This is a genomic window from Flavobacterium urumqiense (assembly GCF_900108015.1).
GTDB lineage: Bacteria > Bacteroidota > Bacteroidia > Flavobacteriales > Flavobacteriaceae > Flavobacterium > Flavobacterium urumqiense.
Map to the genome: position 1 here is coordinate 88222 of NZ_FNVP01000001.1, position 15154 is coordinate 103375.

General features: G+C 33.0%; 12 protein-coding genes. 10 read left to right on the forward strand and 2 right to left on the reverse strand.

Annotated features, from left to right (window positions below; translation table 11 throughout):
* Positions 1-12 precede the first annotated feature (12 nt).
* Positions 13-717, forward strand: coding sequence for a type IX secretion/gliding motility protein PorT/SprT (gene porT / locus C4S35_RS00405; RefSeq protein WP_167386497.1), 705 nt, complete (start codon positions 13-15; stop codon positions 715-717).
* A 77-nt stretch (positions 718-794) separates the two neighbouring features.
* Here the strand turns inward: porT and C4S35_RS00410 are convergent, their stop codons facing one another.
* On the reverse strand, positions 795-1520 hold the full coding sequence (locus C4S35_RS00410) for a TrmH family RNA methyltransferase (RefSeq protein WP_103998280.1): 726 nt from the start codon (positions 1518-1520) through the stop codon (positions 795-797).
* Between the two features lie 36 nt (positions 1521-1556).
* Here C4S35_RS00410 and tamL point away from each other — a divergent pair, with 36 nt between their 5' ends.
* From tamL to accD, 3 genes are all read left to right on the forward strand, one after another.
* Entirely contained in the window at positions 1557-4115 is a 2559-nt protein-coding gene (gene tamL, locus C4S35_RS00415; protein WP_103998281.1) for a translocation and assembly module lipoprotein TamL, read from the forward strand.
* A gap of 58 nt (positions 4116-4173) precedes the next feature.
* Positions 4174-5241, forward strand: coding sequence for a class II fructose-bisphosphate aldolase (gene fbaA / locus C4S35_RS00420; RefSeq protein ID WP_103998282.1), 1068 nt, complete (start codon positions 4174-4176; stop codon positions 5239-5241).
* Between the two features lie 115 nt (positions 5242-5356).
* A complete protein-coding gene (gene accD, locus C4S35_RS00425; RefSeq protein ID WP_103998283.1) occupies positions 5357-6211 on the forward strand; it encodes an acetyl-CoA carboxylase, carboxyltransferase subunit beta in 855 nt (284 codons plus the stop codon).
* A gap of 122 nt (positions 6212-6333) precedes the next feature.
* Here accD and C4S35_RS00430 read toward each other — a convergent pair whose 3' ends face one another.
* A complete protein-coding gene (locus C4S35_RS00430) occupies positions 6334-7584 on the reverse strand; it encodes an ABC transporter permease (RefSeq protein WP_103998284.1) in 1251 nt (416 codons plus the stop codon).
* Positions 7585-7748: 164 nt separating this feature from the next.
* Here C4S35_RS00430 and purH point away from each other — a divergent pair, with 164 nt between their 5' ends.
* The 6 genes from purH to rodA all read left to right on the forward strand — a co-directional run bounded on the left by purH (position 7749) and on the right by rodA (position 14954).
* On the forward strand, positions 7749-9275 hold the full coding sequence (gene purH, locus C4S35_RS00435; protein WP_103998285.1) for a bifunctional phosphoribosylaminoimidazolecarboxamide formyltransferase/IMP cyclohydrolase: 1527 nt from the start codon (positions 7749-7751) through the stop codon (positions 9273-9275).
* 54 nt (positions 9276-9329) lie between these two features.
* Entirely contained in the window at positions 9330-10358 is a 1029-nt protein-coding gene (locus C4S35_RS00440) for a rod shape-determining protein (RefSeq protein ID WP_073205523.1), read from the forward strand.
* 84 nt (positions 10359-10442) lie between these two features.
* On the forward strand, positions 10443-11267 hold the full coding sequence (gene mreC, locus C4S35_RS00445) for a rod shape-determining protein MreC (protein WP_103998286.1): 825 nt from the start codon (positions 10443-10445) through the stop codon (positions 11265-11267).
* Positions 11260-11766 carry a rod shape-determining protein MreD gene (locus C4S35_RS15880; protein ID WP_103998287.1) on the forward strand — a complete coding sequence of 169 codons (507 nt, stop codon included), beginning with the start codon at positions 11260-11262 and terminating at the stop codon, positions 11764-11766. The genes mreC and C4S35_RS15880 overlap by 8 nt, the downstream gene beginning before the upstream one ends.
* Positions 11763-13700 (forward strand): penicillin-binding protein 2, encoded by a 1938-nt coding sequence (gene mrdA, locus C4S35_RS00455; protein ID WP_103998288.1) that lies wholly within the window; start codon positions 11763-11765, stop codon positions 13698-13700. The genes C4S35_RS15880 and mrdA overlap by 4 nt, the downstream gene beginning before the upstream one ends.
* A gap of 18 nt (positions 13701-13718) precedes the next feature.
* Entirely contained in the window at positions 13719-14954 is a 1236-nt protein-coding gene (gene rodA / locus C4S35_RS00460; RefSeq protein WP_103998289.1) for a rod shape-determining protein RodA, read from the forward strand.
* The last annotated feature ends 200 nt before the right edge of the window (positions 14955-15154 follow it).

Consider the following 15154-nt stretch of genomic DNA (forward strand, 5'->3'; position numbering starts at 1 on the left):
TTTAGAATAAACATGAAAAAGATAGTTTGCTTAATTTTGTTTGCTTTAACACTAAGTGCATCAGCACAGTTTACTAAAAATATGTTCAGTAAGGACCCAATTACTAATTTGGAAAATTTTCAGAATAGTAAAGTCTATTATGGATTTTATATGGGTTTCAATTCTTATGATTTCAAAATAGATTATAAAAACGCTGGCCCCGATATTCAAATAAAAACATCCACAGGTTTTAATGTGGGGATTGTTGGAGATCTAAAACTTCATGAATATATCAACTTGCGGTTTGAGCCAGGATTATACTACACAACAAGAGAATTAATGTATCCAAATTTTGCGACTGAATCTGATGCTTTAAGACAGGTAAACAGCACTTACATTCACTTGCCTTTGTTGTTAAAATTCTCTTCTTTAAGAACAGGGAATATTCGCCCTTATATATTAGGAGGACTTTCCGCTACTTTAAATTTGTCTGGCAATTCTAAATCTATAGATGATAATTTACAGCAGCGTTTCCGCGTAAAACCTTGGACGACAAATTACGAGATGGGTTTTGGAATTGATTTATTCTGCCCTTATTTTATATTTTCTCCTTCTATCCGCGGTGTTTTTGGACTTAAAGATGAATTGATTCGAGATAACGACCCTAACAGCCCATGGACCAGTAATATTGAATCCATAAAAACCAGAGCTGTTTTTATCAACTTTACTTTTCACTAAATAGAGTTACAAAGTTCAGTCAGAGTGTTCAGTTCCCTAGGTAAAATGCTCTCGAAGCTTCGTAATGAAAACAAATACTATTCCCTGCGAAATTCACTCAAAACAATAGCGGTAGCAGTGGCTACATTTAAACTTTCTGTTTTTTGGATGTTTCCAAAACGAGGAATCGTTAATCTGTTTTGAATTAATTTCTCCAATTCTGCTGAAATTCCGTTGGCTTCATTTCCCATGACAATAATTCCTTCCTGTGGCAAAACAGATTTATAAATATTTTTCCCATCCATAAATGTTCCAAAAATTGGTAATTTAGTTTCCTTTATAAAAACATTTAAATCTACATAATTCACATTTACTCTGGCGATGGAGCCCATTGTGGCCTGCACCACTTTTGGATTATAAATATCAACCGTTTCTTTAGAGCACAACAACTGATTGATCCCATACCAGTCACACAATCGCAATATCGTTCCTAAATTTCCCGGATCCCGAACGGAATCAAGGGCGACAATCAATCCAGATTCAATCCTGTTTTTCTCAACCGGTATCTTAAAAACTGCCAAACAGGTGTTTGGAGTTGACAATGCACTTATTTTTTTTAAATCATTATCCTCAATACGTGTTTTTTTTTCTTTCGAAACTTCTTCAAAATCGTCTTGAGTCGAATACAAATGCTCCAGCTCAAAATTGGACTGCAATAATTCTTGAATTACTTTTACACCTTCGGCAAAAAATAATTTATTAATGTTTCGATATTTTTTTTGCTGTAAACTCGTTATAAGTTTTATTTGGTTTTTACTAACCATAAAATAATGTACTTTTGAATTAAATATTTATAACAATTGAAGAAGATTTCCACAAAAATAACAGCATTTATTCTAATAGCAATATTTATTTGCGCATGTAATGCTGTAAAAAGAGTTCCTGAGGGAAAATTACTCCTTACAAAAAACGAAATTAAGGTAAATGATAAGTCCACAAAGGAAGAAATTGTTTTTAATCAATTGTACCAAAAACCAAATACTACATTTCTAGGTTATCGTCTACGATTAAATTTATATAACTTAGCCAACCTAAATCCAGACTCTACTTATCAGGCTAAATTTACCAACAATCCAGGAAAATATGAAAGAAAATCCAAATGGCTGTCGGCAAAACAAGTAGATAGACTTGGTCAGTCTTTTTGGTACCATGGAATTCATGATTTTTTAAAAAAAACAGGAGAACCACCCGTAATTATTGAGAAATCTAAAATTGATAAATCGATTATACGATTAAAATATTATTATTTTAATACTGGTTATTTCAATGTAAAAGCGAATTATACTGTAGACACTTTAAGTATTAAAAAAGCCAAAACAAAATACACTATAATAACAGGTGAACCTTATTCTTTGGACACTATAAAAACAACTATTTTAACTCCTGTTTTAGACTCTTTGTACGAATCGATTAGACAGAATAGTTTAATAAAATCCGGCAATCAATACAAAACACTAGATTTTGAGAATGAAAAAAACCGCATCACGACTCATTTTAGAAATAACGGAGTATATTTCTTCCAACCTAACTATGTGACTTTTGATATCGATACAATCAAAAAAGTGAACAAGGCGAATATAAATCTTACCATAAATAATTATTCTTATCAAGAACAGGATTCAAGTAGAACGGAACCTTTTAAAATTTATAAAATAAGTGATGTGAATATTTATACCGATTATTCTCCCACAAAGAAATTAAACATAACCGACAGCACTACTTATAAAAATTTTAATTTATACAGCCAAAACAAATTAAAATACAAACCACGTGCAATCACTAATGCAATCTTTATCACTAAAGGAAGTTTATTTGCAGATAACAAAACGGTTTTAACCACACGTTACCTGAATAACCTCAAAATTTTTAATTACCCAACGATTCAATATGAAGTTGATTCAAGAGACACTACTGCACAATCTTTAATCGCCAAAATCTATTTATCTCCTCGAAAAAAATACAGTTTTGGTACTAATTTAGACTTAACACATTCTAACATACAAGACGTAGGTATTGGATTAAGTGTTTCAGAAACAATCAGAAATGTTTTTAATGGAGCAGAAACTTTAGAAATCGGTGCCAGAGGAAATATTGGTTCCTCAAAAGATTTAGCGAACCCAAAGAATAATTTCTTTAATGTTTCAGAATATGGACTTGATTTAAAACTGAATATTCCAAGAATTTTCATGCCTTTTAGCACCGAAAAAATTATTCCTAAAAGCATGATTCCTTCAACATCAGCCAATGCAGGTTTTGCAAAACAAAAAAACATTGGTTTGGATAAGGAAAATTTTACGGGCGCATTATCGTATAATTGGACACCTATAAAAAATAATTCAGCTCGTTTTGATTTATTCAACGTCCAATTTGTAAGAAATCTAAATCCACAAAATTACTTCAAGGTTTATGGATCTTCGTATAAAGCGTTAAACGAAATTGGAAAAACATACAGTAACAACAATACTTATTTCGACACTGATGGAAATTTAAAAATTGAAGACGGAACCAGTAGTTTCACCAATGATGTCTTAACTGGAAGCGGCAGTTTTACAAAACCAATAGGAAATACAGATTTTGAAAGCGTAAAAAGCATCGAAGAACGAAGAGTGCGACTTACAGAAAATGATTTCATTCTTGCCACTAGTTTTACATTTATAAAAACAACAAAAAAGGATTTATTGGATAATAATTTTCATCTTTTTAGAACCAAAATTGAATCCGCAGGATCCCTTTTATCATTAGTTGCTAAAGGATTGAATAGCCCAGTAAATCTAAAGGGCAATCACGAAATATTCAATTTAGAATATTCAGAATACATAAAAACAGAATTCGATTACATTAAACATTGGGATTTAACCAAAGAAAAAGTATTTGCAGTTCGAACATTTTTTGGTATTGCAATTCCTTTTGGAAATTCAGACAATGTTCCCTTTTCAAGAAGTTATTTTTCTGGAGGATCTAATGACAACAGAGCTTGGCAACCCTACGCCTTAGGACCGGGAAGCAGTGGCGCTACTGATGATTTCAACGAAGCAAATATGAAAATTGCAATAAGCGGCGAATTTAGATTCAAACTTTTAGGCAGTTTAAAAGGAGCTCTTTTTGCTGATGCAGGAAACATTTGGAATGTACTGGATAACGTTGTCGATGAAAAATCAACTTTTACAGGTTTTGGAGATTTAAAAGACATTGCTTTAGGCACAGGTTTTGGGGTAAGATATGACTTAAGTTTTTTTGTAATCCGGTTCGATTTAGGATTTAAGACCTATAATCCTGCGAATGAAAGCGGCAAAAAATGGTTTAAAGAATACAATTTTGGACACTCTGTTTTAAATTTTGGAATAAATTACCCATTCTAATTCTATTAATTCTTATTTTTGCAAACTAAAAACTAAAAAAATAATTAAAAAAATTACCATGGCACACAACATAAAACCAGGCGTAGCTACAGGAGATCAAGTACAAGAAATCTTCAATTACGCAAAAGAAAAAGGATTTGCATTACCAGCTGTAAATGTTACGGGATCAAATACTATCAATGGCGTTCTTGAAACTGCAGCAAAATTAAATGCTCCGGTTATTATTCAATTTTCTAATGGAGGAGCTCTATTTAATGCAGGAAAAGGACTTTCTAATGTTAATGAAAAAGCTGCAATCGCGGGTGGAATAGCCGGTGCATTACACATTCATACTTTGGCGGAAGCTTACGGAGCAACCGTAATACTTCATACAGACCATTGTGCGAAAAAATTATTACCTTGGATTGATGGCTTATTAGATGCTTCAGAAAAACATTTTGCTGAAACAGGAAAACCATTATTCTCTTCGCATATGATTGATTTATCTGAAGAGCCAATCGAAGAAAACATTGAAATTTGCAAAGGATACTTAGCGAGAATGAGCAAAATGGGAATGACATTGGAAATCGAACTTGGAATCACAGGTGGAGAAGAAGATGGTGTTGACAACTCTGACGTAGACAGCTCAAAATTATATACACAACCAGAAGAAGTTGCTTACGCATACGAAGAACTTTCAAAAGTAAGTCCAAGATTTACAATTGCTGCAGCTTTTGGAAACGTACACGGCGTTTACAAACCAGGAAACGTAAAACTGACTCCGAAAATCTTAAAAAATTCTCAAGATTTTGTTCAAAATAAATTCAAAACAGGACCAAATCCAGTAGACTTCGTTTTTCATGGTGGTTCAGGTTCTACTCTTGAAGAAATCAGAGAAGGTATTAGCTACGGTGTAATAAAAATGAATATCGATACTGATTTGCAATTTGCATTTACGGAAGGTATTCGTGATTATATGGTGAAAAATATTGATTATTTGAAAACTCAAATTGGTAACTCAGAAGGTGCTGATGTTCCAAACAAAAAATACTACGATCCAAGAAAATGGTTACGTGAAAGCGAAATCACTTTCAATACAAGACTTGAGCAAGCATTTGCTGACTTGAACAATGTGAATACATTATAAAAATAGTGATCAGTTTTCAGTTGTTAGTGTTCAGTTCTCAAATGCTGATAATTGAATACTAAAGCTGATTACAAAATCCGGAATACTTGATTACTGAACACTGAATACTAAAGAAATGGCTTGGTTTAAAAGAAAAGAAAAAGGAATTACGACTCCGACTGAAGACAAAATGGACATTCCAAAAGGTCTTTGGTACAAATCTCCGACTGGAAAAATTATTGATGCTGATGAATTGGCTCGCAACTTATTTGTAAGTCCGGAAGATGGTTTTCATGTTAGAATTGGAAGTTCAGCCTATTTTCAAATTTTATTTGACAACAATGAGTTTGTCGAATTAGATAAAAACATGACTTCTAAAGATCCTTTGCATTTTGTTGATACAAAAAAATATGCAGATCGATTGAAAGATGTAATGGAAAAAACCAACCTTAAGGATGCAGTGCGTACTGGAGTTGGAAAATCAAAAGGAAAAGAATTAGTTATTTGCTGTATGGATTTCGCCTTTATTGGTGGTTCAATGGGAGCTGTAGTAGGTGAGAAAATCGCAAGAGGAATTGATCATGCTATAAAAAACCAATTGCCATTTGTGATGATTTCAAAATCAGGTGGAGCAAGAATGATGGAAGCTGCATATTCATTGATGCAATTAGTTAAAACATCTGTGAAACTAGCGCAACTTGCCGAAGCTAAATTACCATATATTTCGTTGTGTACGGATCCAACTACAGGTGGAACAACTGCTTCTTATGCCATGTTAGGAGATATAAATATTTCTGAACCGGGTGCTTTAATCGGATTTGCCGGACCTAGAGTTGTGCGTGACACAACTGGCAAAGATTTACCGGAAGGCTTTCAGACTGCAGAGTTCCTTTTGGAACACGGTTTTTTAGACTTTATAACGCCAAGAAAAGAATTGAAAGACAAAATTAATTTGTATATCGATTTAATTCAAAATAACGAAATTAGATAAATTTAAATCCCGAGATAATCGGGATTTTTTTTGCTTAAAAAGCATAAAGAAAAACGGATCTCAATTATTTTGAGAGCCGTTTTTCTATGAAGTTTAGTATTTTCTTTATCCGATAACAAGTCCTACATCCCGGTTCTAATTGCCTCAACAGGATCCAATTTAGAAGCTGCAATAGCAGGAAGAATTCCAGAAATCAATCCAATTAGTGCGGCAAGGCCAGTTCCTAAAAGAACATTACCTATTCCTAAAACGAATTCAAAATCCACCACTTTTGTTAAAACTACTGAAATAATCCAAACCAACAAAAGTCCTATAATCCCACCAATTACGGAAAGTATAATGGCTTCGAATAAAAACTGAAACAGAATGAATCTATTTTTTGCCCCTAATGACTTCTGAATTCCTATTAAATTGGTACGCTCTTTCACGGAAACAAACATAATATTAGCAATCCCAAAACCTCCAACAAGTAGTGAAAATCCGCTGATAATCCATCCTACAACATTCATTTGGCCTAAAATATTATCAATAAAGTCCGTGAAACCTGAAAATACATTAATAAAAAAATTATCAATTTCTCCCGATTTTAACCCTCTGTAACTCCTTAATTTTTGAGATATTTCGCCTTTATAAGCTTCCATATCAATGCCTTTTTCAGGTTTTAAAATAATTACATTAGTTGATGTAGTATTACTGTCCCCATACAATTGACGTAAAAAATTAACAGGAATAAAAACAGTAGTGTCATTACTATCTCCAAATAAGCCGGCTCCTTCTTTTTTCAAAACACCTATTACCGTAAATCTTTTCCCGTACAAACGCACATTTTTACCGATAGGATCAAAATTCTCAAATAATTGTTTTGCAATTTCATCTCCTAAAACTATTACGGTAGCGCCAGAGTTAGCTTCTGATTCGTTATAAAATCTTCCTTTTTCAAACTCAAGCCCTTGAATGTCAATAAATTCGTGCGAAACCGGTACAACATTAACATCACTTACAGTTTTAGAATCATATTTTATAGATTCTCGTTTTGTGAATATTTGATATCCCATTTGCGCCGTATTTGTCATAGCGCCCTTCATATAGGTATATTCATCATACTCAACATTGGGGAACTGTTCTCTTTTCCATTGCGGAATATCAGATGGTCCGAAAGAAAATTTCATTAAATAAATAGTGTTCTTATCTAAGCTGCTTAAATCTTTTGTAATCTTTCTATCCAAAGAATCTACGGCTGCCAGTACCGCTATAATAGAAAAAATACCAATGGTAACCCCCAACAAAGAAAGTAAAGTCCTTAATTTGTTGTTTCGTAAAGCATTCATTGCAAAACTAAAACTCTCTTTTAATAACCGAAGATAGACTAACATAAAAACTTTTTTGCGTTAAGGTAAAATTCAACAAATTTTATTCAAAAAATTAATAAAACCCTACTACCAAGTTAGTATGATTATTTAAGATAATGTTACGAATCTTCAATGAAATTTATAATCAAAAAAAAACTATTTTTGCACTTTATAATTATAACTATACAATGAACACTACTAAAAAAATTCAATCTGCATTAATTTCCGTGTTTTCAAAAGAAGGTCTTGAGCCTATCGTAAGAAAACTGCATTCTCAAAATGTGATACTCTACTCTACAGGTGGAACAGAGGATTTTATAAAAAACTTGGATATTCCTGTAATACCAGTTGAAGACGTAACTTCTTACCCTTCTATTCTTGGTGGCAGAGTAAAAACATTACACCCAAAAGTTTTTGGAGGTATTTTAAATCGTCAAGACAACGAGAGTGATGTACAGCAGATGGACGAATTTAATATTCCTCAAATTGATTTAGTTATTGTTGATTTATATCCTTTTGAAAAAACAGTTGCATCAGGAGCCAGCGAAGCTGATATTATTGAGAAAATAGATATTGGTGGTATTTCGCTGATTCGTGCCGCTGCAAAAAATTTCAAAGACACTGTAATTATAGCTTCTGTTGATCAATATGGTTTACTTTTAGATTTGATTACTGATCAAGATGGAGCAACAAAACTTGAGGACAGAAAATTATTAGCTACAAAAGCATTTCATGTTTCATCTCATTATGACACTGCCATCTTCAATTATTTCAATACGGACGAAACTATTTACAAACAAAGTATTGCTAATGGACAAGTATTGAGATACGGAGAAAACCCACATCAAAAAGGATTTTTCTTTGGTGATTTTGATGCAATGTTTAAAAAAGTTCATGGAAAAGAATTGTCTTACAACAACTTATTAGATGTAGATGCTGCAGTAAATTTGATTAACGAATTCAAAAATGACGGACCTACGTTTGCCATATTAAAACATAATAATGCATGTGGACTTGCTACAAGAAGCACCATAAGCGAAGCATATGAGGTAGCATTGGCTTGCGATCCAACTTCAGCATTTGGAGGTGTTTTAATTTCTAACACAAAAATAGATATTAAAACGGCAACAGAAATAAATAAATTATTTTGTGAAGTAGTTATAGCCCCAGAATATGATACTGAGGCCATTGCAATCTTACAAGAAAAGAAAAATAGAATTATATTAGTTCAAAATGAGGTAGTTTTACCACAAAAGCAAGTTCGTTCTTGCCTTAACGGAATTTTAGTTCAAGAAAGAAACAATATTACAGACAATAAAGGAGACTTAAGAACCGTTACTGTTACAGCACCTTCAGAACAGGAAGTTCTAGATTTAATTTTTGCTTCTAAAATTTGTAAAAACACAAAATCAAATACGATTGTTTTTGCAAAAAACGGTACACTTATAGCTTCTGGCACTGGACAAACATCAAGAGTTGATGCCTTATTACAAGCCATAGAAAAAGCAAATAATTTCCATTTTGACTTACATGGAGCTGTCATGGCAAGTGACGCTTTCTTTCCTTTCCCCGACTGTGTGGCAATTGCAAAAGAAGCAGGTATTACTGCAGTGATTCAGCCTGGTGGATCAATAAAAGACGAATTAAGCATCAATTATTGTAATGAAAATAAACTTGCAATGGTATTTACTGGAACGCGTCATTTTAAACATTAATTTGTTTAACTTTGCCCGTCTCAAATTTATAACTTTTTAACCCCTAAAAAACTTATGGGATTTTTTGATTTCATGACCGAGGATATCGCAATAGATCTTGGTACCGCAAACACTTTAATCATACATAATGATAAAGTCGTAATTGACAGCCCTTCAATAGTAGCTCGTGATAGAGTATCGGGCAAAATCATTGCTGTGGGTAAAGAAGCAAGTATGATGCAGGGTAAAACACATGAAAACATTAAGACGATTAGACCTTTAAAAGATGGTGTAATCGCTGATTTTGATGCTTCTGAAAAAATGATAAGCTTATTTATTAAAAGTATACCGGCATTGAAGAAACGAATGTTTACACCCGCATTAAGAATGGTTGTTTGTATTCCTTCCGGCATCACTGAAGTAGAAATGAGAGCGGTAAAAGAATCGTGTGAAAGAGTTAATGGTAAAGAAGTTTATTTGATACATGAACCTATGGCAGCAGCAATAGGTATTGGAATCGACATCATGCAACCAAAAGGAAACATGATCGTAGACATAGGTGGTGGAACCACTGAAATTGCAGTTATAGCATTAGGTGGTATAGTTTGTGACAAATCAGTAAAAATTGCTGGTGATGTATTTACAAATGATATCGTATATTATATGCGTACTCAACACAACCTTTTTGTTGGAGAGACTACCGCTGAAAAAATAAAAATCCAAATTGGTGCCGCTATCGAAGATTTAGAAACTCCTCCAGAAGACATGTCTGTTCAAGGTAGAGATTTATTAACGGGTAAACCAAAACAAGTTGAAGTTTCATACCGAGAAATTGCTAAAGCATTAGACAAATCAATTCAAAGGATTGAGGATGCCGTAATGGAAACTTTATCTCAAACACCTCCCGAATTAGCAGCAGATATCTACAATACCGGAATCTATCTCGCCGGCGGAGGATCAATGTTAAGGGGTCTTGATAAGAGAATTTCGCAAAAAACAGATTTACCGGTTTATATTGCTGAAGATCCATTGAGAGCCGTAGTTAGAGGAACAGGTATGGCACTAAAAAATATTACGAAATTTAAAAGTATCCTTATAAAATAACAAAATCCAATTTTCAAATTCCAATTTATAAATCTATATTTTGGAATTTGGGGTTTGATTTTTTAAAAATTTTAACTTAAAAAAATGCAGCAAATATTTAATTTTATTTTTAAAAACAGTAATCGTATACTGTTTTTGCTGCTTTTGGGTATTTCGTTAACGCTAACTATTCAATCTCATTCTTTTCACAGAAGTAAAATTATTAGTTCTGCTAACTTTTTGAGCGGAGGTGTTTATGAAAAAGTGAATAACATCAATGAGTACTTAAATTTAAAAACTCAAAATGATGCGCTTGCTGTTGAAAACGCAAAATTAAAAAGTCTTTTATTTAATAAAAAAGACACTACTGCAATAAAGAAATTAGACAGTTTAAAAGGAGTAAAACCATCGGATATAGTAGTTTCTAAAGTAATTCATAATTCTTATAATTCGCATGAAAACTATTTAACCTTAAATTCAGGTGAACTTGAGGGTGTAAAACCAGATATGGGAGTCATCAATGATTTAGGTATCATAGGTATTGTTGATAACACCTCTCCACGATATTCTACTGTGGTGAGTATTTTAAATATAAAATCACAAATAAACGCAAAAATTAAAAAATCAAATCATTTTGGTTCTTTGATCTGGGATGGAAAAAGCACTGGCTTCGTGCAATTAATAGATGTTCCCAGATTAGCTTCAATTAGAAAAGGAGACACTATTGTAACTGGTGGACAATCAGTTATTTTTCCCGAAAATATAGGAATAGGTACAATAGCTAATATATATACGGATAATAAAACCCATTATTACATCATAAATGTCAAACTCTTTAATGACATGACAAATTTAGGTCATGTGTATATCATAAAAAGTAAAGATCGCGAAGAGCTTATTAATTTAGAAAAAAAAGAGAAAAATGAATAGCACTTTGTTAGTCAATATTTTTCGATTCGTTCTGTTATTGGCAGTCCAAATAATTATTTTCAATAATATGAACTTTTTGGGTTATATCAGTCCATTTCCGTATTTACTTTTCATAATATTATATCCTGTAAATGGAAATAAATCTGGTTTATTGATAGCCAGTTTCTTACTTGGACTTATCATGGATATGTTTTCTAATTCTGGTGGCATACACACAACTGCGTGTTTAGTTCTAGCTTATTTTAGGCCCTTTATTTTTAAATTTTCTTTCGGTTTGAGTTATGAATATCAAACCGTTAAATTAAATGATGTTTTGACTCCAGAACGATTCTCTTTCATATTACTTTCTGTTGTGATTCATCATTTCACCTTGTTTATTTTAGAAGCTTTTCAGTTTAGCTTTATTTTAGACATTTTACTGAGAACACTATTAAGCACCGTGTTTACTTTACTAATTTGCATCACAATAATCTACCTTATTAAGCCAAACAAAAGATGAGAAAAGTATTGCTGCCTTCTTTAATCATTGTTGCAGCGCTATTGCTTGTGATACGAATATTTTATTTGCAATTTGTTGATGATTCCTTCAAACTAAAATCAGACAATAATGCCATCAAAATAAAATATGACTATCCAGAAAGAGGTTATATTTATGATCGAAATGGAAAATTATTAGTTGCCAATCAGGCATCTTATGACATCATGGTTATTCCAAGAGATGTTGAAAACATGGATACTTTAGAGTTTTGTCAACTACTTGATATTACAAAAGAAGATTTCCTGAAACGAATGGCGAAAGCCAAAATATATAGTCCAAGATTACCCTCCGTATTTTTGCCCCAATTAAATAAAAGTGAATTTGCCGCATTTCAAGAAAAAATTCGAAAATTCCAAGGTTTTTATTTTCAAAAACGTTCTTTAAGAGACTATGAAGTAGACTACGGAGCTAATGTTTTCGGATTCATAACACAAGTTAACGAGAAACTCGTTGCTAAAAACCCTTACTATAATAGTGGTGATTTAATAGGAAGACAAGGCGTTGAAGAAAGTTACGAAGATATTTTACGCGGAATAAAAGGAGTGAAATATTTTCAAAAAGACAAATACAACAGAGAAATTGGTTCGTATAAAGAAGGAAGATATGACACTATCGCTGTTCAGGGGGAAGACATAAATCTTACTATTGATTCCGAGCTTCAAAAGTACGGTGAACAATTAATGATAAATAAAAGAGGGGGAATCGTTGCTATAGAACCTAAAACAGGCGAAATATTGGCACTTGTTACCGCACCTTCCTACGACCCGTCAATATTAGTAGGGAGACAAAGATCAAAAAACTATACCGTTTTATACCATGACTCAATTGCAAAGCCACTTTACGACAGAGGACTATTAGCTGAATACCCTCCAGGTTCACCGTTTAAAATTCTAACCGGACTCGTTGCGCTTCAAGAAGGTGTTATAAATGAGCATACGACTTTTATGTGTCACCACGGCTTTAGTTATGCCAGAGGCCGATTTATGAAATGTCATGGTTTTGGACCGCATCAATTACATAACGGAATCTACAATTCTTGTAACACGTATTTCGCAAGCGCGTATATGCTAACCATAAATAAATATGCAAAACCAGCTTATGCAGTTGATGTATGGAGTAATCACATAAAAAGTTTTGGACTAGGGCAATTTATGGGATATGATTTACCAACTGGAAAAAAAGGAAATATTCCAGATTCAAAAACATACAAAAAAATCTATCCTAATGGTGGATGGCGCAGTACGACAATCGTATCAAATGCCATCGGACAAGGGGAAGTTTTAATGACACCTATACAACTTGCTAATATGATGGCAACAGTTGCTAATGAAGGTTATTATTACACACCTCACATCATCAAAAGAATTGAAGGTCATAAAATCGATAAAAAATTCACTACTAAACATGTTACCACGATAGATAAAAAGTATTATAAACCCATGATAAGCGGTTTATTTGATGTGTACAATCTAGGAACAGCAAGTTCCCTTCGAGTGGAAGGGATCGATATTTGTGGTAAAACCGGAACAGCAGAAAACTTTGCGAAAATAAATGGCAAAAGAGAACAACTAAAAGATCATTCCATTTTTGTCGCTTTTGCACCAAAAGACAATCCAAAAATAGCTATCGCCATTTTAGTTGAAAATGGTGGTTTTGGTGCAACAATAGCTGGGCCTATTGCCAGTTTAATGATTGAAAAATTCTTAAGAAAAAAAATCACAAGAACTGATTTAGAAACTCGCATTCTTAATACAAGTTTACAAGGACAATACGCTAAATTAGGAGGACTTTCAGATATTATAAAATTACAGTTAAGAGTTGAAGATTCAATTAAAAATAAAAAAACAGCAGTTCCAGTCCCAGTTATAAAAGTGGATACAACTCAACAGAATTAATACGATTATATACCTTCGATGAAAAACCAAAGTATAAAGAACAATCTTGATTGGACCTGCGTAATTATATACATTGCGCTTGTGATCATGGGGTGGTTAAACATTTACTCTTCCTCTTTATCATCTATGGAGGGCACTTCTGAAAAACAGCTCATATTTATTGTATTAACCATACCATTAATATTTATAATACTGTCTGTAGATGGCAAATTTTACGAAAAGTACGCGAGTATCATTTTCGGAATCTCTTTATTATCACTCGCTGGTTTGTTTGTTTTTGGTAAGACAATTGCAGGACAACGCTGTTGGTATGGTTTTGGAAGTTTTACACTTCAGCCTTCTGAATTTGCTAAAGCCGCTACCGCCTTAGCACTAGCCAAATATCTAAGTGATTCTCAAATTAATTTAAAAGAAGTCAACAGGCAGATTCAGGCATTAGCCATTGTCTTTTTACCAGTCATGCTTATATTGCCACAACCTGACCCCGGAAGTGCCTTAATATATAGCATATTCATTATCGTACTATATCGTGAAGGTCTTCCATCATGGTACGTTTGGACTGGCTTCATTACTATTTTATTGTTTGTTCTAACACTGGTACTGCAACCACAATATGTTATCCTAATTGCTTTATTAGTACTAATAATTGTCCATTTCAAATCGAGATTAGGGGATCGAAATCTACTATTAAGCAGCATACTTTTTGTTTTAATGTCAGGCTTTGTTCTATCTGTAAATTATGTTTTTGAACATGTATTTAAACAGCATCATCGCGATCGTTTTAATATTTTATTAGGTAAAAGTGTAGACTTAAAAGGGATTGGCTATAATACCAATCAGTCTGAAATTGCAATAGGATCTGGCGGATGGTTTGGAAAAGGTTTTTTAGAAGGAACACAAACTAAGGGAGGATTTGTACCAGAACAACATACCGATTATATTTTTACAACAGTAGGTGAAGAGTGGGGATTTGTAGGTTCACTTGTAGTCATTGGCCTTTTTGCTGGCTTATTTCTGCGAATAATATACCTTGCGGAAAGACAAAAAACCAAATTTAGCCGAGTCTATGGCTACTGTGTAGCTGGAATTCTATTCATTCATTTCTTTGTTAACATTGCAATGGTCGTAGGTATATTCCCAACGATAGGTGTCCCACTTCCTTTCTTTTCTTATGGAGGATCTGGGCTTTGGGGATTCACTATCTTATTATTTATCTTTATAAAAATGGACGCTAATAAAGTAAATGAATGGTAAACGAAATAAGTATCAGGAGCTAAATCCTGCTATTCATTTCAAGTTTTTAGTCTCATTATAGTTTTTATTTATTTTTTCAACAGCTTCCTTTGGTCGCTTTGAAAAAATAGAAAAACTAGTAACTGTGCCTTCAAAAGCTTTCCATTTCTATCAGGGCTAATTAAAACTCCTATTTTTATAACTACTATTTTTTACCAATT